At 68.4% G+C, this 19,044-nt stretch carries 15 protein-coding genes, 2 tRNA genes and 1 pseudogene; 6 read left to right on the top strand and 12 right to left on the bottom strand.

Features of this window, described 5'->3' with window-relative positions:
- Positions 1 to 130: 130 nt before the first annotated feature.
- The 6 genes from E4N62_RS02465 to E4N62_RS02440 all read right to left on the bottom strand — a co-directional run bounded on the left by E4N62_RS02465 (position 131) and on the right by E4N62_RS02440 (position 8,621).
- Positions 131 to 1,150 (bottom strand): rod shape-determining protein, encoded by a 1,020-nt coding sequence (locus E4N62_RS02465; RefSeq protein WP_005479350.1) that lies wholly within the window; start codon positions 1,148 to 1,150, stop codon positions 131 to 133.
- Positions 1,151 to 1,623: 473 nt separating this feature from the next.
- The gene (gene ndk, locus E4N62_RS02460) at positions 1,624 to 2,037 is read right to left on the bottom strand and encodes a nucleoside-diphosphate kinase (RefSeq protein WP_184894113.1); all 414 of its coding nucleotides are present in this window, start codon (positions 2,035 to 2,037) and stop codon (positions 1,624 to 1,626) included.
- Positions 2,038 to 2,113: 76 nt separating this feature from the next.
- Complete coding sequence (locus E4N62_RS02455; protein ID WP_230211719.1) at positions 2,114 to 2,479, bottom strand: DUF4233 domain-containing protein; 366 nt, start codon at positions 2,477 to 2,479, stop codon at positions 2,114 to 2,116.
- A gap of 10 nt (positions 2,480 to 2,489) precedes the next feature.
- Positions 2,490 to 4,007 carry a folylpolyglutamate synthase/dihydrofolate synthase family protein gene (locus E4N62_RS02450; RefSeq protein WP_230211718.1) on the bottom strand — a complete coding sequence of 506 codons (1,518 nt, stop codon included), beginning with the start codon at positions 4,005 to 4,007 and terminating at the stop codon, positions 2,490 to 2,492.
- A gap of 295 nt (positions 4,008 to 4,302) precedes the next feature.
- Positions 4,303 to 6,927, bottom strand: a complete 2,625-nt coding sequence (locus tag E4N62_RS02445) for a valine--tRNA ligase (protein WP_230211717.1) — start codon at positions 6,925 to 6,927, stop codon at positions 4,303 to 4,305.
- Positions 6,924 to 8,621 carry a transposase gene (locus E4N62_RS02440; protein ID WP_230211716.1) on the bottom strand — a complete coding sequence of 566 codons (1,698 nt, stop codon included), beginning with the start codon at positions 8,619 to 8,621 and terminating at the stop codon, positions 6,924 to 6,926. The genes E4N62_RS02445 and E4N62_RS02440 overlap by 4 nt, the downstream gene beginning before the upstream one ends.
- 262 nt (positions 8,622 to 8,883) lie before the next feature.
- On the opposite strand from E4N62_RS02440, the pseudogene E4N62_RS02435 reads away from it, so the two are divergent.
- The 3 genes and pseudogenes from E4N62_RS02435 to E4N62_RS02425 all read left to right on the top strand — a co-directional run bounded on the left by E4N62_RS02435 (position 8,884) and on the right by E4N62_RS02425 (position 11,663).
- Positions 8,884 to 9,854: pseudogene (locus E4N62_RS02435) on the top strand (hypothetical protein).
- Between the two features lie 765 nt (positions 9,855 to 10,619).
- The gene (locus E4N62_RS02430) at positions 10,620 to 11,396 is read left to right on the top strand and encodes a hypothetical protein (RefSeq protein ID WP_230211715.1); all 777 of its coding nucleotides are present in this window, start codon (positions 10,620 to 10,622) and stop codon (positions 11,394 to 11,396) included.
- A 69-nt stretch (positions 11,397 to 11,465) separates the two neighbouring features.
- A complete protein-coding gene (locus tag E4N62_RS02425; RefSeq protein ID WP_230211714.1) occupies positions 11,466 to 11,663 on the top strand; it encodes a hypothetical protein in 198 nt (65 codons plus the stop codon).
- 408 nt (positions 11,664 to 12,071) lie between these two features.
- On the opposite strand, the gene clpX is transcribed toward E4N62_RS02425, so the two are convergent.
- The 5 genes from clpX to E4N62_RS02400 form a co-directional block, all read right to left on the bottom strand.
- Positions 12,072 to 13,358: an ATP-dependent Clp protease ATP-binding subunit ClpX gene (gene clpX / locus E4N62_RS02420; protein WP_230212401.1), complete on the bottom strand. Its 1,287-nt coding sequence runs from the start codon at positions 13,356 to 13,358 to the stop codon at positions 12,072 to 12,074.
- 204 nt (positions 13,359 to 13,562) lie between these two features.
- Positions 13,563 to 14,243 (bottom strand): ATP-dependent Clp protease proteolytic subunit, encoded by a 681-nt coding sequence (locus E4N62_RS02415; protein WP_184894101.1) that lies wholly within the window; start codon positions 14,241 to 14,243, stop codon positions 13,563 to 13,565.
- A gap of 79 nt (positions 14,244 to 14,322) precedes the next feature.
- Positions 14,323 to 14,937: an ATP-dependent Clp protease proteolytic subunit gene (locus tag E4N62_RS02410; protein ID WP_230212398.1), complete on the bottom strand. Its 615-nt coding sequence runs from the start codon at positions 14,935 to 14,937 to the stop codon at positions 14,323 to 14,325.
- 410 nt (positions 14,938 to 15,347) lie between these two features.
- Complete coding sequence (tig, locus tag E4N62_RS02405; RefSeq protein ID WP_230211713.1) at positions 15,348 to 16,736, bottom strand: trigger factor; 1,389 nt, start codon at positions 16,734 to 16,736, stop codon at positions 15,348 to 15,350.
- A gap of 199 nt (positions 16,737 to 16,935) precedes the next feature.
- Positions 16,936 to 17,012, bottom strand: a tRNA-Pro gene (locus E4N62_RS02400).
- A 177-nt stretch (positions 17,013 to 17,189) separates the two neighbouring features.
- On the opposite strand from E4N62_RS02400, the gene E4N62_RS02395 reads away from it, so the two are divergent.
- The 3 genes from E4N62_RS02395 to E4N62_RS02385 all read left to right on the top strand — a co-directional run bounded on the left by E4N62_RS02395 (position 17,190) and on the right by E4N62_RS02385 (position 18,737).
- Positions 17,190 to 17,263 (top strand) — tRNA-Gly (locus E4N62_RS02395).
- A 93-nt stretch (positions 17,264 to 17,356) separates the two neighbouring features.
- Positions 17,357 to 18,109, top strand: a complete 753-nt coding sequence (locus E4N62_RS02390) for a hypothetical protein (RefSeq protein WP_230211712.1) — start codon at positions 17,357 to 17,359, stop codon at positions 18,107 to 18,109.
- 133 nt (positions 18,110 to 18,242) lie between these two features.
- Positions 18,243 to 18,737 (top strand): DUF6083 domain-containing protein, encoded by a 495-nt coding sequence (locus E4N62_RS02385; RefSeq protein ID WP_308184824.1) that lies wholly within the window; start codon positions 18,243 to 18,245, stop codon positions 18,735 to 18,737.
- Here E4N62_RS02385 and E4N62_RS02380 read toward each other — a convergent pair.
- On the bottom strand, positions 18,734 to 18,928 hold the full coding sequence (locus E4N62_RS02380) for a hypothetical protein (protein WP_230211711.1): 195 nt from the start codon (positions 18,926 to 18,928) through the stop codon (positions 18,734 to 18,736). The genes E4N62_RS02385 and E4N62_RS02380 overlap by 4 nt on opposite strands.
- Positions 18,929 to 19,044 lie beyond the last annotated feature (116 nt).

The raw sequence follows: 19,044 nt of genomic DNA, 5'->3' as shown, positions 1-19,044 counted from the left end.
GGGAATTCGGGTAGCCCCTGGGAATCCCGGCACGGGAACGACAGGGGCGCTTTGTGGAGCTTATGCCTCAATATCAACGATCCGCCGCACGAGAGGAGAACGTCCCGTACGGCGGAATCGAAGCGTTACGTCATCTGCGGGGCTGGGCGTCGAGCACCTGCTGCAACGCCTCGAACTCCTCGACACACTTGCCGGAGCCGAGCGCCACGCTGTCGAGCGGGTCCTCGGCGATATGGATCGGCATTCCGGTCTCCCGGCGCAGCCGTTCGTCGAGACCGCGCAGGAGGGCGCCGCCGCCGGTGAGGACGATGCCCCGGTCCATGATGTCGCCGGAGAGTTCCGGGGGGCACTTGTCGAGGGTCGTCTTGACGGCATCGACGATGGCGTTGACGGGTTCCTCGATCGCCTTCCGTACTTCCCCGGCGGAGATGACGACGGTCTTGGGCAGCCCGGACACCAGGTCCCGGCCGCGGATTTCGGTGTGCTCGTCAGCGTCGAGGTCGTACGCCGAACCGATCGTGATCTTGATCTGTTCGGCCGTCCGCTCACCGAGGAGGAGTGAGTACTCCTTCTTGATGTGCTGGATGATCGCGTTGTCCAACTCGTCGCCCGCGACGCGGATGGACTGGGCGGTGACGATGCCGCCGAGGGAGATGACCGCGACCTCCGTGGTGCCGCCGCCGATGTCCACCACCATGTTGCCCGTGGCCTCGTGGACCGGCAGGCCGGAGCCGATGGCCGCGGCCATGGGCTCCTCGATGATGTGCACCTGACGGGCGCCTGCCTGGGAGGACGCCTCGATGACGGCACGACGCTCGACACCGGTGATGCCGGACGGCACGCAGACGACGACCCGAGGACGGGCGAGATACCGCCGCTTGTGGATCTTCAGGATGAAGTAGCGGAGCATCCGCTCGGTGATCTCGAAGTCGGCGATGACACCGTCCTTCAGCGGACGTACGGCAACGATGTTGCCGGGGGTCCGCCCGATCATCTTCTTCGCCTCCGCGCCGACCGCGAGAATGCCACCGGTGTTGGTGTTGATCGCGACGACGGACGGCTCGTTCAGTACGATCCCGCGACCCCTGACGTACACCAGCGTGTTGGCGGTCCCGAGGTCGACAGCCATGTCACGGCCGATGAACGACATTGAGTTCCCCATCAGGATTCGTGTGGCCTTCCCAAGCGGAGCACTGACGGCTTTTGAGGGCTTTTCAGGGCTTTTTCGGGTCGGCGAAGTGGGTGCTGTGACGTGAAGGCTTACATCGTAGTCTCGCCCGCACGAACACTGCGCGAGGGTCTTCGCCATTGTGGGCATGCGATGCGCCGCCTCGCCTCTGGAGACGGTCCATCGGGGATGCGCGTTCCCCCGATCGCCGCGCATATGCCGTTGTACGGCCCAATTCTAGGCGGGGTTGGCTGGTCAGCCGGGGTGTAGGCCGTGTGGGTGGTGGCCGGGTGTGGTGGAAGTGTCCCGGGGGTCCCGGAGGCTTTCCCGGTCCGCCAGGGGTCGTTCGGGTCTTCCAGAGGTGGTGGCCGGAGTCCGGCGGTGGTGGCCGGAGTCCAGCGGTGTTCGCGCGGCGGGAGCGAGCGACTCGCCGACCCCCGCCGTCGCGAACGCTACTACGCGCGCCCGGGGAAGAAGATCTTGACCTCGCGCTCGGCCGACTCCTCCGAGTCCGACGCGTGGATGAGGTTCTCGCGCACGATCACTCCGTAGTCACCACGGATGGAGCCGGGCGCGGCGGCGATCGGGTCGGTCGGTCCGGCCAGCGCGCGGACACCCTCGATGACCCGCTCGCCCTCGACGATCAGGGCGACGACCGGACCGGAGGCCATGAACGCGACGAGCGGCTCGTAGAACGGCTTGCCCTTGTGCTCGCCGTAGTGCTGCTCCAGCGTCTCCTGGTCCAGGGTCCGCAGCTCCAGCGCGGTGATCTGCCAGCCGGCCTTGCGCTCGATGCGGCTGATGATCTCGCCGGTCAGGCCCCGCCGGACGGCGTCGGGCTTGAGCAGGACGAGGGTGCGCTGGCTCACTGTGGTGACTCCTTCGTTTCACGCGGGTGCGGAGCTCAGAGGCTACAGGGCGCGCCCGGCACCGTATTACGCAGCGTCATGATGCTCCGGAGGACGCACCGGCCTCGGTGGCGGCCTGCGCGGCGAACCGGGCCTTGGCCTCGTCGATCTTCCGTCCGTAGTGGATCGAGGCCCACCACAGGGCGGCGAAGACCGCGCCCAGGAAGAACATCGTCGGGACGAAGAACCCGGAGAGGATCAGCGCGATCTGGAGCGCCCAGCCGAGCTGGGTCCCACCGGGCCTGGTGACGAGACCGCACAGCAGGACGCAGAGGAACATGGCGATGCCGCTGACCGTCCAGACCGTGGTCATGGCCAGATCCGGGTCCTTCATGGCGACCAGCCCGGCGAAGCCGATGACGAAGAACTCGCCGATCAGCGTCGAAGCACAGAGAGTACGCATGTCGTGGAACTCAGCCCTTCCCCAGCAGCAGCCGGGCCTCGCCGACGGTGATGACGGAACCGGTGACGAGGACGCCACCGCCCGCGAACTCGCCCTCCTCCTCGGCGAGCGTGATCGCCGCCTCCAGGGCGTCGGGCAGCCGGGGCTCGACCTGCACCCGCTCCTCGCCGAACACCTCCACCGCGATACCGGCCAGCTCGTCGGCGTCCATCGCCCGGTGGCTGGAGTTCTGCGTGATCACGACCTCGGCGAAGATCGGTTCGAAGGCCTCCAGGACACCCCGCACGTTCTTGTCGCCGCTCGCGCCGACCACACCGATCAGCCGGCTGAAGTCGAACGCCTCACCGACGGCCTCGGCCGTGGCCCGGGCGCCCCCCGGATTGTGCGCGGCGTCCAGCACGACGGTCGGGGACCGCCGTACGACCTCCAGCCGGCCCGGCGAGGAGACGGTCGCGAAGGCCTTGCGAACCGTGTCGATGTCGAGCGGCTCGGGCCGCTGCGAACCGACGCCGAAGAACGCCTCCACGGCGGCGAGCGCGACGGCCGCGTTGTGCGCCTGGTACGGGCCGTGCAGCGGGAGGTAGACCTCGGGGTACTCGCCGCCCAGGCCGCGCAGGGTCAGCATCTGTCCGCCGACGGCGACCTGACGCGAGACGACACCGAACTCCAGACCCTCGCGGGCCACGGTCGCGTCGACCTCCACGGCCTTCTTCAGCAGCACCTGCGCCGCGTCGACCGGCTGCTGCGCCAGGATCACCGTCGCGTCCTGCTTGACGATGCCGGACTTCTCCACGGCGATCTCGGCGGGCGTCTCGCCCAGCCGGTCGGTGTGGTCGAGGTCGATGGGGGTGACGACGGCGACGTCCCCGTCGATGACGTTGGTGGCGTCCCAGGTGCCGCCCATGCCGACCTCGACCACCGCCACGTCCACGGGCGCGTCGGCGAAGGCGGCGTACGCCATCCCCGTGAGCACCTCGAAGAAGGAGAGCCGGTACTCCTGGGCCGCGTCCACCATCTCGATGTACGGCTTGATGTCCTCGTACGTCTCGATGAACCGCTCGGCGGAGATGGGGGCGCCGTCGAGGCTGATGCGCTCGGTGATCGACTGGACGTGCGGGGAGGTGTACCGGCCGGTGCGCAGTTCGAAGGCGCCGAGGAGGGCCTCGATCATGCGGGCGGTGGAGGTCTTGCCGTTGGTACCGGTGATGTGGAGGGAGGGATACGAGCGCTGGGGCTCGCCCAGGACGTCCATCAGCGCGGCGATCCTCGTGACCGAGGGCTCCAGTTTGGTCTCGCCCCAGCGGGTCGCGAGGTCGGCCTCGACGTCGCGCAGGGCCTTGTCGAGGGCCGGGTCGGCGGGCCTGGTCGGCACGTCGGCCTGCGGTGCGCCGCCCTGGGCACGCAGGGTGCGGCTGCCGGCCTCGATCACCGCGAGGTCCGGATCCCGGTCGGTCTCCGCGGCGATGATCTCCTCGAACGGGTCGGTCGGGTCGACCGGGTCGGGCTGCTGGTCACTGCGTTCGCTCACGGGGCCCAGTCTACGGGTGGGGCTTCGCCGGGCCGGGGCGCCTCATGACTCGGGGGTACGGGTTGTGTGGCGGTCGCGGGTGGGTCGTGGTTGCTCGCGCAGTTCCCCGCGCCCCTGAGAGGGCTGCGCCCTCTCAGGCCCTCCTCGACTGCGGGCAGTCGTGCCGCTGGGGCGGCACGGGTGGGCGCAGGCGACGCCCGGCGAGCGCCGGTGAGCGGACCCAGGCCTGCCAAGCCGAAGACCCCCGGTGCCCATGCAGCACCGGGGGCCTTCGCCCATGGAGACGTCCGAAGAGCTACGCCTTCGGGAGGCGTTCCAGTTGGGCGGTGATGCGGGTGATGTCCTCGTCCGCCTTGGCGAGGCGGCCCCGGATCTTGTCGACGACCTGGTCCGGCGCCTTCGCGAGGAACGCCTCGTTGCCAAGCTTGGCCGTGGCCTGGGCCTTCTCCTTCTCCGCGACCGCGAGGTCCTTCGCGAGGCGCTTGCGCTCGGCGGCGACGTCGATGACACCGGAGAGGTCGAGGGCCACCTCGGCCCCCGCCACCGGCAGGGTCGCGGTGGCCGCGAAGCCCTCGCCCTCCGGCTGCAGGCGCAGCAGTTGACGGATCGCGGCCTCGTGCGGGGCCAGGACCGTGCCGTCGAGGGTCAGCCGGGCCGGGACGCGCTGGCCGGGCTGGAGGCCCTGGTCGGCACGGAATCGGCGGACCTCGGTGACGACCTGCTGGACCAGTTCGATCTCGCGCTCGGCGGCGTCGTCGCGGAAGCCACTGTCCTTGGGCCAGTCGGCGATGACGAGGGACTCGCCGCCGGTCAGCGTCGTCCACAGGGTGTCCGTGACGAACGGGATGACCGGGTGGAGGAGGCGCAGGGTGACGTCCAGGACCTCGCCCAGGACGCGCTTGCTGACCTCGGCCGGCGCGCCGCCCGCCTGGAACGTGGTCTTGGACAGCTCGACGTACCAGTCGAAGACCTCGTCCCACGCGAAGTGGAACAGGGCGTCGCTGAGCTTGGCGAACTGGAAGTCCTCGTAGTACGCGTCGACCTGCTCGACCGTCTCGCCCAGGCGGGCGAGGATCCAGCGGTCGGTCGCGGAGAGCTGCGAGGCGTCCGGCAGCGGGCCCTCGACCGTCGCGCCGTTCATCAGCGCGAAGCGGGTCGCGTTCCAGATCTTGTTGGCGAAGTTACGGGAGGCCTGGACCCAGTCCTCGCCGATCGGGACGTCGGTGCCCGGGTTGGCGCCGCGCGCGAGGGTGAAGCGGAGCGCGTCGGAGCCGTACGTGTCCATCCAGTCGAGCGGGTCGACGACGTTGCCGAAGGACTTCGACATCTTCTTGCCGCGCTCGTCGCGGACCAGGCCGGTCAGCGCGATGGTCTTGAACGGGACCTCGCCGTCCATCGCGTACAGGCCGAACATCATCATCCGGGCGACCCAGAAGAAGATGATGTCGTGGCCGGTGAGCAGGACGTCGGTGGAGTAGAACTTCCGCAGGTCCTCGGTCTGTTCGGGCCAGCCGAGCGTGGAGAACGGCCACAGGCCGGAGGAGAACCAGGTGTCCAGGACGTCGGTGTCCTGGGTCCAGCCCTCGCCGGTGGGCGGCTGCTCGTCGGGGCCGACGCAGACCGTCTCGCCGTTCGGGCCGTACCAGACGGGGATGCGGTGGCCCCACCAGAGCTGGCGCGAGATGCACCAGTCGAACATGTTGTCCACCCAGTCGAAGTAGCGCTTCGACATGTCCTCGGGGTGGATCTTGACCCGGCCGTCGCGGACCGCGTCGCCTGCGGCCTTGGCCAGGGGCGCGACCTTGACCCACCACTGCATCGACAGCCGCGGCTCGACGGTCGTCTTGCAGCGGGAGCAGTGGCCGACGGAGTGGGTGTACGGGCGCTTCTCGGCGACGATCCGGCCCTGCGAGCGCAGCGCGCCGACGATGGCGTCACGGGCCTCGAAGCGGTCCTGGCCGAGGAAGGGGCCGTGAACGGTGATGACGCCGTGCTCGTCCATGATCGTCATGGACGGCAGGTCGTGGCGCTGGCCGATCGCGAAGTCGTTCGGGTCGTGGGCCGGCGTCACCTTGACGGCGCCCGTGCCGAACTCCGGGTCGACGTGGGTGTCGGCGACGACCGGGATGGAGCGGTCGGTCAGCGGCAGCTTGATCTGCTTGCCGATGAGGTGCTGGTACCGCTCGTCGTCGGGGTGGACGGCGACGGCGGTGTCGCCGAGCATCGTCTCCGCGCGGGTGGTGGCGACGACGAGAGAGTCGTCTCCTTCCCCATAACGGATGGAGACCAGCTCGCCGGCGTCCTCCTGGTGCTCGACCTCGATGTCCGAGATGGCCGTCAGACACCGCGGACACCAGTTGATGATGCGCTCGGCGCGGTAGATCAGCTCGTCGTCGTAGAGCCGCTTGAAGATGGTCTGGACGGCCTTGGACAGGCCCTCGTCCATGGTGAACCGCTCGCGGTCCCAGTCGACGCCGTCCCCGAGCCGGCGCATCTGGCCGAGGATCTTGCCGCCGTACTCCTCTTTCCACTGCCAGACGCGCTCGACGAACTCCTCGCGCCCCAAGTCATGGCGGGACTTGCCCTCTTCGGCGAGCTGCTGCTCGACCTTGTTCTGGGTGGCGATGCCGGCGTGGTCCATGCCGGGGAGCCACAGGGACTCGTAACCCTGCATGCGCTTACGGCGGGTGAGGGCGTCCATGAGGGTGTGCTGGAAGGCATGCCCGAGGTGCAGGCTGCCGGTGACGTTCGGCGGCGGGATGACGATCGTGTACGCGGGCTTGTCGCTCTTGGCGTCGGCCGCGAAGTAACCGCGCTCTACCCAGCGCTCGTACAGCGTCCCCTCTACATCGGCCGGCGCGTACTGGGTCGGCAGATCGGTGGCGGGCGCTGGAGGCTGCTGCTGAGCGTTCTCGGTCACGGGCTCAGTTTAGGGGTGTTACGGGGCCGTCCCGAAACCGGATTCTTCGGTAACGGTGTGACCGTTCCTAAAGACTGAGGGAATGAGTCCTGTTCCCGGAGCTCATGCTCAGCCGGACGCCCCGAACGGTGTTGGGCGTTCTGGTCTCCCGCGTTCGCTCCGCGTCCGGCGCGCACGGATCGTGTCCGTGGTCCGGGAATGCGGGGGCGGGTTCCCTCACGCCCCGGGGCCACCGGTGCGGCCTGGACGGTCCGATGCCCCTGCTCATCACTCCGGTGAGCAGGGGGCGGTGCCGTCCGTCGCCGGATCGGGTGCCCCAGGGCGCGCCTGCCGATCGCCACCGCTGCCGCATGGTGACGAGTGGGTTTCCTGGTCTTGTGGGTGAGGGGCCTTTGCCAGTGCTGGGCGCCCCACCGGCTCGTGTAGGCGGGGTCGACGGCGATGACAGGGATGCCGAGTTCGGCCGCCATGCTGAGGAGTCTGGCTCGCAGCCTGGAAGTGGGCAGGCCGGAGATCAGCTCGCGGAACCGCTTCCGGCGGCCGTGCTTCTCCCGGGTCTTCTCCGTGGCGAAGTCGAGGTCTTCGACCGCGATGGCGAGGTGGTGGCGCTGGGCCCAGTGCAGCAGGCGGATCAGTGCGTGGCGGAGTTGGGCATCGCGGTGGTGGGCAGTGCCGGTGAGGTCGTAGTCGAAGCGCAGTGGTGCGCCGACGGGGTTGCCGTGGGCATCGAGGCGCCAGGCGGCGAGGTGGTCGGCGTTGGTGTCCACCCCGACCAGGCCGCCCGCACGGGCAGCCTCCAGCGGCACCGTCTGGGCCGGGGGGATCGTCCACGAGGCGGTCGCATACCAGCGGCCCCGGCCCACGTCTTCGTGGATGCGGTAGGCGACAGCCCGGTTCGTGGTGATGCGGTCGGCCCACTGCTCGCCCCGGTGCGCGAACCCCACACGACAGGGGAGCACGTACCGGCCGTGCGGGGCATTGGCCAGGTGCGCCAGCGGCGCGGGCAGCTTGATGGACACCTCGCCGCCGGGAGTGACCCGGATGGTCTCGTTGCCGAACCGCTTGCCGGACTCCCCGTCCGCGGCGAGGAACCGGCGCCCGGCCTGCCACCGCGCACGCCACTGCTCCTCGGTGAGCTGCGCCTGCTGAAGGTGGTGGCGGGTGTTCAGCAGCCGCTTCCCGCCCCGCACCACACGCACCATCCCCGCCTCCCGGTCGGCCCGCACCGCCTGTAGCCGGCCTTCCAGCACGTGCAGGCGGCGGGACTTGGCGAACCACTCCTGCTTGCTGTGATAGCCGCCCGGAGCCTTCTTGCTGCCCTTCTGCCCGACCGGCAGGGACAGCCGCTGAGTGACGGTCCGCACACCCGCCTCCAGGCTCTGGATGTGTGCGAGCTGGCCACGCCGGGCCAGCGCCCACTGGTCGTGGGTGGCCTTCGTGATCGACCCCGCCCAGCGCGAGGACGACTCGGCCGTCAGGACCCGCTTGCGTTCCGCCCACGCCTCACCATCATGCTCCAGCCCGGCCACGCACCGCGTCTTCAGATCTCGGGAGGCCAGCGAGCCCAGATGGTCACCGATCAGCCGGAGAACCGTCTCGTCTGCGGCGGTCAGGCCCTTGAGCCGGGTACGGACCGCGACCCCCGAGGGGCCGGGCACCACGAACGGCACCGCCAACTCCCGCAGCCCACCCAACCCCTCCCCACCCCTGACTGCCGCAGAAACCCGTCACCACACCCAACGACCACCACCGGCGAAGGTCACGCATTCGATGCAAGAACTTCCGTTCCCTTCCCCCGGGAGCGCTCCTGCCGCTGGCCGGAGACTCACTCCTGCACGCCAGAACACACTCGCGTGTCCCTGACGGCCACCTGCTCACCACCCCCGATGCGTTGTGCACCTCAGGTCTGCGCCAGGATGTCTGAAACACATAAGCATCTGGAGGGGAACCCAGACCATGAGTTACAACCAGCCGGGCCCGTACGGCGGGCAGCCCCAGCAGCCCGGACCGTACGGTCAGCCGGGCGGCCAGCCGGGCCCCTACGGCCAGCAGCCGCCGCAGGCCGCCCCCCAGCCCGGCTACGGCTACCCGCAGCAGGCGCCTCCGCAGCAGGGCTACGGGTACCCGCAGCAGACCCCCAGGGCGTCCCGCCCCAGACCCCGCCGTACGGCCAGCAGCAGGCCTACGGTCAGCAGGCCCCGTACGGCCAGCAGCAGCCGGGCTACCCGACGGTGCCCCAGCCGCCCACCTCCGGCGGTGGCGGCGGCAAGAAGGTCGGCATCATCCTGGGCGCGGTGGCCGTCGTGGCGGCGGTCGCGGTGGGCGCGTACTTCGTGATCGGCGGGGCTGACGTCGCGGACGACGGGCCGCACAAGCTGACTACACCGGCATCGGTGCTCAACGACGAGTTCAAGAAGTCCAGCAGCGCCGACAGCGGCGGCTTCAATGAGGACGACATCAAGGAAGCCGAAGAGCACGGCGTGAAGAACGCCAAGGATGTGAGCGCCGGGTACCAGGCCGGAGACGAGGGCAACCCGCTGTCCGCCCAGATGATCAACTTCATGGGCCTCTACGGCGAGATCGAGGATCCGGAAGCGGTCGTCGACGCCATGTTCGCCGACATGAAGAAGGAGGCGACCAAGGACTCCTCGGAGACCGGTGAACTCGTGGGCAGCCCCGAGGCCTTCACGCCCGACGCTCTGGACGGCGCGGTCCTCAAGTGCCAGGAGACCAAGCTCGAGGGCGACTCCTCGTCGGGCGGCCCCAGCAAGATGAGCGTGCCGGTGTGCATTTGGGGTGACCACAGCACCCTCGGCGTCGTGGTCTACGCCGACATCGCGTCCGCCATGGCGGGCAAGGGTGCCGATCTGAGCGGCGCCGCTGACAAGGCGGCCAACTTCCGCAAGGACGTGCGTGTCAAGGCGTAGCGTTTCCCCCTGACGGAGCCTCGGTCGATCGCGACCGAGGCTCCGCTGTTGCCCCCGAACAAATGCACTTACGAGTCTCCCGATATATCCGACACCAGCGGCAATTCCTATGCCGGAGGCATCCGCTTAACCCTTGACGCGATGAGCATGACCATGACAATCAGGCTGTTAGGTGCAAGCGAATAGCCGGGCTCACGGCGACCCGCGGCCGTTTCAAGATCCGGAGCTCTGTCCTGCTCAACCCACCGACACGCCGCGCGCCACCCACCCACCGTCGATCTTGAAGCGGCCGTGGCATAGCCACACTCGCCGACGCCCTGGAGTGGCTGGGCTGGGATGTGGAGTCCGTGATGGGAGACCTGAACGACCAGCACCGTGAGGCGGTCGGCGTATCTCTGGACCCCGACCGCCTGTGCAAGTGCGAGCGAGGCAAGGCGTACCGCCAGGCCCTGGAGCTGCTGGAGCTCAGCGAGCGAGCGAGGCCATCCCGAGCTTCGTCATCGGGGAAGAGGACTACTGAGTCCGCCCCGTGGACGACTACAAGTGCCCCTGCAACTGCGACGAACCGTGCAACGGCAGCGACCATCACGAGGCCGTGGGACCGGTCGTCGTGCCGACCGCGTGGCCCCGTGATGTGAACAGCCCCCGCCGGCGGGGGTTTTGCAGGAAAACCCCAGATGTCCCTCAGATCCCTGGCTGAACGTTCACACGGGCCCCTAGGTTCTCCCGTGGCGCGACACTTGTTCGATTCTCGGAGGGTTTTTGATGCATATACGTTTACGTTCGACGCTGGTCACGGCCGTGGTCATGGCCGTCGGGGCCAGTCTGACGGCAGCTGCCGCCCCGGCTGACTCGGAGACTCCGGAACAGGCGTATCGCCGTAACCTCGACGCCCACGAGCCGACTCCCCTCACACGTGAGGAGGCGGCTCAGCACAAGGAATCGAGCATCTTCCTGGCGGCGGCGAAGAACGATCAGCTCAGTGAGCACGACACGGACGAGCTGCTGTCGTCGGGTTACTGGATCGGGTACCCGGTGGGGTCCACAACCGAGGAGACGACCGTCGACGCGGAGGCGGAGACGATGACGACCACCACGACGGTCGAGAATTTCGCTTCCGCCGGACCGGCGAAGTCGACGTCGGCGACGACGGCTCTGGCGGCTACAGGGTGCAAGAGCCGGGGAACGACGCACTGGCTGTGGGCCGCCGACAAAAGGAAGTTCGCGTACTTCCAGGTCAACCAGCGGTTCTGTTTCAACGGCAAGCGGGTCACGTCCTACGGGACACCGAACGTCAACCACAAGGTCTACGACTGGGCGGCGGTGCTGGGCTGGTCGTGGGAGGGGCTGGACCGGAGCGGGTCGAAGGGTCCGGAGTATTACAGGTGGAACGGGGACAGTCACGGGGGCTTGCGGACCTGGCGCAGGGGCGACTTCCAGTACTCTCCGATCCACGTCGACCTGGGGGCGGTCCACCGGTACCCGTGGGTCCGCATCTACGAACGTGGTGACGGAAGCGCGAAGGTGAAAACGGGTATGTAAGCAGAAGGTTTGGGGCCGGGGCATCTGCGGGTGTCCCGGCCCATTCGATGTGGGAGGCATTGTGAAGAGATGGACGGTGCGGGTGGCGCGGCTGATGAGTGGGTCGCGGTGTGGCTGGTGGTGTACTCGCCGCTGATGTGGGTGGTGATGGAGCTGGCCCGGTGGCGTGATCCCAGCTGGTACGTGACCGGTCCGTCGTGGGTGTATCTGCTGGGGCTGGGTGTGCCTGCGGTGGGCGGTGCTGCGGGTGACCCGGCGCGGGCTTGACCGCTCGGAGCCGGGTGCAAGGGATGACGTGCTCTCCACCATCAAGGGCAACGTCCTGCGCAGGCATCGGGACGAAGCCGTCGCGCTGGCCCACGTGTGGCGTGAGGGGGCCCCAGCGGTTGAGGGGCGGCAAGTAGCACCACGACGAAGGGCGCGGGGGCTTCTTACATGGCCGCACCATGTCGGACTCCGAAGCCCCGCCCCTCTGCCACGAGGCAGCAGACGAGCGGGGCCGGTTCGGCGGCTACACCGGTCAGAGATCGGCCGGCTCGTCCAGCCACGCGGAAGTGGGTTATAAGGACCTGCATTAACTAATGGTTGAGCATCTGACCATGCCATAGGCTGATAGTGGAAGGGGCCCCGGTCGGTTGACCGGGGCCCCTTCGATGTCTGTGCACCGCTGAGGAGTTACGCCGTCTTCTGCTCCCCCGGCCCCCGGCCCCGCGCGTCGCGCGGAATGAGCGTCGGGTTCACGTTCGAGTGGACGACGTCCGCTGTGATGACGACCCGGGCCACGTCCTTGCGGGACGGGACCTCGTACATGACCGACATCAGGACTTCCTCCATGATGGCGCGCAGGCCGCGTGCTCCGGTCTGGCGGAGGATGGCCTGGTCGGCGATGGCTTCGAGGGCCTCGCGCTCGAAGTCCAGCTCCACGCCGTCGAGTTCGAAGAGGCGCTGGTACTGCTTCACCAGGGCGTTGCGGGGCTCGATCAGGATCTGGAGGAGGGCTTCGCGGTCCAGGTTGTGGACCGAGGTGATGACGGGCAGGCGGCCGATGAACTCCGGGATCATGCCGAACTTGACCAGGTCCTCCGGCATGACGGCCTCGAACTGGTCCTTGGACTCCAGCTCCCGCTTCGAGCGGATCGTCGCGCCGAAGCCGATGCCCTTCGCGCCGGCCCGGGACTCGATGATCTTCTCCAGGCCCGAGAAGGCGCCGCCCACGATGAACAGGACGTTCGTCGTGTCGATCTGGATGAACTCCTGATGCGGGTGCTTGCGGCCGCCCTGGGGCGGGACCGACGCCGTGGTGCCTTCCAGGATCTTCAGCAGGGCCTGCTGGACGCCCTCACCCGATACGTCGCGGGTGATGGACGGGTTCTCGCTCTTTCGGGCCACCTTGTCGATCTCGTCGATGTAGATGATCCCGGTCTCGGCCTTCTTGACGTCGTAGTCGGCGGCCTGGATGAGCTTCAGCAGGATGTTCTCGACATCCTCGCCGACGTAGCCGGCCTCCGTCAGCGCGGTCGCGTCCGCGATCGCGAACGGGACGTTCAGCATGCGCGCGAGAGTCTGGGCGAGGAGGGTCTTGCCGGAGCCCGTGGGGCCCAGCAGGAGGATGTTGGACTTCGCCAACTCGATGGCGTCCTCGCGGCTTTGACCGCCGCCGTTCTCACCGGCCTGGACCCGCTTGTAGTGGTTGTACACCGCGACGGAGAGGGCCTTCTTGGCCGCCTCCTGGCCGACCACATAGCCCTCGAGGAACTCGTAGATCTCGCGGGGCTTCGGGAGTTCCTCCCAGCGGACCTCGCTCGTCTCGGCGAGCTCCTCCTCGATGATCTCGTTGCAGAGGTCGATGCACTCGTCGCAGATGTACACACCGGGCCCTGCGATGAGCTTCTTGACCTGCTTCTGGCTCTTGCCGCAGAACGAGCACTTGAGCAGATCGCCGCCGTCACCGATGCGTGCCACGGTGTGCTTCCCCTTCGCCATGGGAGACGCCTGGATTATGGAAACCCAGCGGCTCCTGGTGCTGCCTTATGTCGACGGTACCTTGCCGGGCCCCCCGTTCGGGCCCCCCTTGGCACGGTTCGCTTTGTCGTGCACCTTGTCGTGCACTGGGTCAAACGGTGCCAACCATGCCAAGGGGCGGCAGACATTACAGCCTTTTCGCGGTCAGCGGACGCTGTTGTTGTTCATCTTCCGCGTGGAGATGATCTGGTCGATCAGGCCGTACGACAGCGCGTCCTCGGCCGTGAGGATCTTGTCGCGCTCGATGTCCTCGCGGATCTTCTCGATCGGCGTGGTCGAGTGCTTGGCCAGCATCTCCTCCAGCTGCGCACGCATCCGGAGGATCTCGTTGGCGGCGATCTCCAGGTCGGAGACCTGACCGCGGCCCGTCTCGCTGTACGGCTGGTGGATCAGGACGCGGGCGTTCGGCAGCGCCATGCGCTTGCCCGGCGTACCGGCGGCCAGCAGGATCGCGGCGGCGGAGGCCGCCTGGCCCATGCAGACCGTCTGGATGTCGGGCTTCACGAACTGCATCGTGTCGTAGATCGCGGTGAGCGCCGTGAAGGAGCCGCCGGGGCTGTTGATGTAGACCGAGATGTCCCGGTCGGGGTCCATCGACTCCAGGCACAGCAGCTGCGCCATGACGTCGTTGGCGGAGGCGTCGTCGATCTGCACGCCGAGGAAGATCACCCGCTCCTCGAAGAGCTTCGCGTACGGGTCGTACTCGCGGATGCCCTGGGATGTGCGCTCGACGAAGCGCGGGATGACGTAACGGGACTCGGCCGTCGGACCCGAGTACTGGGAGCGTGCGCTGTCGTGGAGGCCGCTGCCGGGGAAGTCGTTCACTTGTGTCTCCTGGGAGCCTGAGAGGGGCTGAGGCGCTCGGCTGGGGGCGTTGCGGGGGCAGGCGTGCCGGCGGGTGCCGTCACGCCTGCCCGGCCCCGGTGCCGCCGCCGCCCGGCATGCCCGCGGCGGTGGCGATGACGTCGTCGATGAGCCCGTAGGTCTTGGCCTCGAAGGCGTCGAACCAGCGGTCGCGGTCCGAGTCACGGGTGATCTGCTCGACCGACTGGCCCGTGTGCTGGGAGGTGAGCTCGGCCATGCGCTTCTTGGTGTGCAGCAGCCGCTCGGCGTGGATCTTGATGTCCGAGGCGGAGCCCGCCAGGCCCGCGGAGGGCTGGTGGATCAGGATCTCGGCGTTCGGCAGCGCGAAGCGCTTGCCCGGGGTGCCCGCGCTGAGCAGGAACTGCCCCATCGAGGCCGCCAGACCCATGGCGATGGTCACCACGTCGTTCTTGATGTACTGCATCGTGTCGTAGATCGCCATGCCGGCCGTGATCGAGCCGCCCGGGCTGTTGATGTACAGGTAAATGTCCTTGTCCGGGTCGGCGGCAAGGAGCAGCAGCTGTGCGGTGATCTTGTTCGCGATGTCGTCGTCGACCGGCTGGCCGAGGAAGATGATCCGCTCGTTGAGCAGCCGGTTGTAGACATGGTCGCCGAGGCCACCGCCGATGGAAGGCTCGCCGGCGGCGGAGGGCATCAGATTCGTCACGTATCCACCTGCTCGTCTTACGACGGCGCCGGGCCGTCTTCACGTTTCCCTTCCGGGGGCCGAGCCGTTTTCCCGACGGCTCCGCCCTCGTATTCATGGACCCTAACGCGGTGGCTCCGCCGGTGAATCCCGCAGAGGGAACTGTTCGCTGTCAGCGCATGCGTGTGCGCTCCGCTGGTGGGGCGGGCACTGGTGGCCCCCGGCCGCCGAAGGGGCGCGGGGAACTGCGCGACCGGCCCTCCACGAGCCGCAGGCGCGTCTGCCACGTCAGGTGTATCGGCGGGTGCGGCTCGTACGGGGCCGGTCGCGCAGTTCCCCGCGCCCCTGGGTAGGCCGACGGGCCCCCGGGTCATGAGTGACCCGGGGGCCCGTCTTCGAGCCTGCTGTTCGCGGAGTGATCAGGCCTCGGGGGCCTTCTCCTCGGCCTCGGCGGCGGCCGGGGCTTCCTCGGTGCTCTCAGCGGAAGCGTCCTCGTCCTCGTCGTCCAGGTCGACGATCTCGCCGTTGGTGTCCTTCACCGTGGAGGACTCGACGACCAGGGCCAGGGCCTTGCCGCGGGCGACCTCGCCGACGAGGAGCTGGACCTGGTTGTTCTGGACGACGGCCTGGGCGAACTGGTCCGGGGACATGCCGGAGGAGGCCGCGCGGCGCATGAGGTGCTCGGTGAGCTCCTCCTGGTTGACGTTCAGCTTCTCCTTGGCGACCAGCTCGTCGAGGACGAACTGGGTCTTGATGCCCTTGACGGCCGCTTCCTTGGTCTCGGCGTCGAACTCCTCGACCGTCTTGCCCTGGATCTCGAGGTACTTCTCAAGGTCGAGACCCATCTGGCCGAGCTGGTGGTGCTCCAGGTTGTGCTTGCGGGTGTTGATCTCGTCCTCGAGCAGCTTCTCGGGGACGGGCACCTCGACGAGCTCCAGCAGCTTCTCCAGGACGCGCTCCTGGGCCTGCGTGGCCTGGTCGTACTGCTTCATGTTCTCCAGGCGCTTGCGGCTGTCGGCGCGCAGCTCCTCGAGGGTGTCGAACTCGGAGGCGAGCTGGGCGAACTCGTCGTCCAGGGCCGGGAGTTCACGGGCGGCGACCTGGGAGACCTTGACGGTCACCTCGGCCTCCTTGCCGGCCGCCGAGCCGCCCTTGAGCTCGGAGGTGAAGGTGGCCTCGCCACCGGCCTCCAGGCCCTTCACGGCGTCGTCGATGCCGTCCAGCAGCTCGCCGGAGCCGATGGTGTAGGAGACGCCCTCGGCGACGCCGTCCTCGAGGACCTCGCCGTCGACCTTGGCCTCCAGGTCGAGCGTCACGACGTCGCCGTCCTCGGCGGCGCGCTCGACCGGGGAGGTGGAGGCGAAGCGCTCGCGGAGCTGCTCCACCGCCTTCTCGACGTCCTCCTCGGTGACCTCGACGGCGTCGACCTCGACCTCGATGCCGGAGTAGTCCGGGATCTCGATGGTCGGGCGGACGTCGACCTCGGCGGTGAAGTTCAGCGTCTCGCCGTCCTTCAGCTCCGTGATGTCGACCTCGGGCTGGCCCAGGACGTTGAGCTCGGCCTCGTTGACCGCGTCGGTGTAGAACTTCGGAAGCGCGTCGTTGACCGCCTCCTCCAGGACCGCACCGCGGCCGAACCGCTGGTCGATGACGCGGGCCGGGATCTTGCCCTTGCGGAAGCCCTTCACCGTGACCTGCTGGTTGATCTTCTTGTACGCCGCGTCGAGGCTGTCCTTGAGCTCCTCGAAGGGCACCTCGATGCTGAGCCGAACCCGGGTCGGGTTCAGGGTCTCCACGGCGCTCTTCACGGTTCGGTCTCCTTGGGGGCTGACTTCTTGGGGGTTCTGCTGACGTCCCACGCCGGTGCGGCGGGGTTTCAGCGGATTAGCGGCCCTTGAGAGACGTGAGAGTGCAGACACACGGGCGCGCAGCTTGCATAGTAACCGCAGGCGGTACACGCCCCAAAAGGTGATCTTGCCGGTGGCGGGCGGCGCCGTACCGGCGCGGTGGTCGGGGTGGCGGGATTTGAACCCACGGCCTTCCGCTCCCAAAGCGGACGCGCTACCAAGCTGCGCCACACCCCGTCTGGTGCGACACGTAGGGTACATGCCCGCAGGCCATACGGTTGCCGGATTTACCGAGTGCGCGGGCGCGTGCGACGGCGGGCGCGGGGCGCGGCCCGGAAGCGGTGTGCGGCGGAGCCGCCCGACCCGCTACGATGCCTTCAGTGCCGCGGTCCTCCGACCTGCGGCGCGCGCCGTGCGGGCGTAGCTCAATGGTAGAGCCCTAGTCTTCCAAACTAGCTACGCGGGTTCGATTCCCGTCGCCCGCTCCATATCGCTCAGGGTCAGGCCGGAGGATCTTCTCTCCACCTGGCCCTGATCGTTTTTCATCACGGTCGGAGTGAGCCTTGAGGAGGTTCCCTGCCATGCACCGCTCGGTCGCCGTGGCGGTCGGTGTCGCGACCGCCGCCCTGCTTGTCGGCTGTGGCTCCGGGAGTGCCGGGGAGGCACCCGCGCCGACGTCGAAGAGCGGTATGTCCGCCTCGCCGGGGGCCGACGGCTCGTTCGACGTCGAGGCGGCGCTCGAGAACGCGGATCCGGCGCCCTACTCGGCCGAGGTGCGGACGGAGACCTATGCGGGCTCCACGCCGACGGTGGTCATGACCGGGCGGATGAACTTCAACGCGTCGAGCCCTACGGGCAGGTTGACCGTGACGACCTCCGACAGCGTCCCGAAGGACCAGGCGTTCGAGGCGGAAACGATCCTGCTGGAGGACGCGACCTACACGCGCACCGTGGGGGGCGACGGAGCGGCCGGCGAGTGGCGCCGTACGGGACGGGGCTCCTCGGGTGCGGAGGTGGCCGACTACGGCGCTTACGCACAACTCCTCCTGGACCTCGGGCCGAAGGCTCGCAAAGGCCCGGAAGAGGTGGACGGGGTCCGTACGTATCGACTCTCCGGCGAGGTCACCCAGGACCGGCTCCGGACCGTGGACCGTCGGCTGTACGACAGGATGCGCGCCACGGGCACCAAGGAGTTCGCCTGCGAGGTGTGGGTCGACGAGGCCGGCCGGGTCGTGCGGTTCGAGCAGCGGCTCGAGGTGTCCGGCGACGCGGCGCGCAACGTCGTGACCCTCAAGGGTTTCAGGGGCCCCGTGACCGTGAGCGCGCCCGAGTAGCTTCGGGCGGTCACCTCGCCCTTCCGAGGCGACACTTGGCGCCCGAGGCGGCCCATGGTGGCTGACGACATCGCGCGAAAAGGCCGAATCGCGACCTATTGGGATTCGGCCGGATTCGCTCACACTCGGCTTTATGGGGGCGAGTCGGGATGGCGACCGGTCGGCATGCGATGAATGCGGGGAGACCGGTGTCAGTGTGGGCGAGCGCGGGCGGTTCCGGCTTCTGGCGTGGCTCTGCGAGAGGTGCTGGAACACCTTCGCCAACGAGATGGCCGCGACCGACGGAGCCACGGCTGCACCTAGACCGGACCCCGGCCCCGATGACGTGACGTGGATCGAACCGCCGGTCTGCCCTGAATGCGGCGCCTTGGTCCGCGTATACCCGACGAACTACGACCGTTGGGTCAGTCTCGCCACGGTGGAGCTGCCCGCCAAGGACGTGCCGGAGGCCTTCCGATGGCGTCTGACGAGGGTTCCGGACCTCTCCCCCGTCCCCACGGACGTCGTGGCCGTACGAGTGCGCGGGATCGATCCGCTGCCGGGTGAACCCGTCGTGCCGGCCCACCGCATGATGTGCGTCGGGGGCCCGGGTTCACCGTCTCGCGGTGAACGGTCGGGCCGGCACTAGAACTGGATCGAGTTGATGGTGTCCGCTATCGAGTACAGGAAGCGTTGGATGTCGTCGGCCATGCCCGTCGAGGCGAGGAAGAACCCGAAGAGGATGGCGACGACGGCCGGGCCGGCCTTGATCGTCCCCCCTCGCATCAGAACCACCAGGATGATCCCCAGCAAGAGGACCACTGACAGCGAAATGGCCACACAGATCACACCCTCGGTCGGTCCGCACTCCCGGCCCGGGGCGCCGACCCCACGCGCACCCCGCCAGAACCATCGTGCCACCAACCAGGCCGTCATATGCAGTGGCTGAGGCAACG

Origin of the sequence: Streptomyces sp. MNU76, assembly GCF_020982545.1 — a bacterium.
Taxonomy (GTDB): domain Bacteria; phylum Actinomycetota; class Actinomycetes; order Streptomycetales; family Streptomycetaceae; genus Streptomyces.
This window is presented reverse-complemented; position numbering and strand designations above follow the sequence as displayed.

What these genes read in the sequence shown, in the direction of transcription:
- E4N62_RS02465 (WP_005479350.1), bottom strand. Translation starts at nt 1,150, where the DNA reads ATGTCGTTCATCGGCCGTGACATGGCTGTCGACCTCGGGACCGCCAAC.
- E4N62_RS02390 (WP_230211712.1), top strand. Translation starts at nt 17,357, where the DNA reads ATGCACCGCTCGGTCGCCGTGGCGGTCGGTGTCGCGACCGCCGCCCTG.
- E4N62_RS02455 (WP_230211719.1), bottom strand. Translation starts at nt 2,479, where the DNA reads ATGCGTACTCTCTGTGCTTCGACGCTGATCGGCGAGTTCTTCGTCATC.
- E4N62_RS02385 (WP_308184824.1), top strand. Translation starts at nt 18,243, where the DNA reads ATGGGGGCGAGTCGGGATGGCGACCGGTCGGCATGCGATGAATGCGGG.
- E4N62_RS02410 (WP_230212398.1), bottom strand. Translation starts at nt 14,937, where the DNA reads ATGCCCTCCGCCGCCGGCGAGCCTTCCATCGGCGGTGGCCTCGGCGAC.
- E4N62_RS02425 (WP_230211714.1), top strand. Translation starts at nt 11,466, where the DNA reads ATGGACGGTGCGGGTGGCGCGGCTGATGAGTGGGTCGCGGTGTGGCTG.
- E4N62_RS02430 (WP_230211715.1), top strand. Translation starts at nt 10,620, where the DNA reads ATGCATATACGTTTACGTTCGACGCTGGTCACGGCCGTGGTCATGGCC.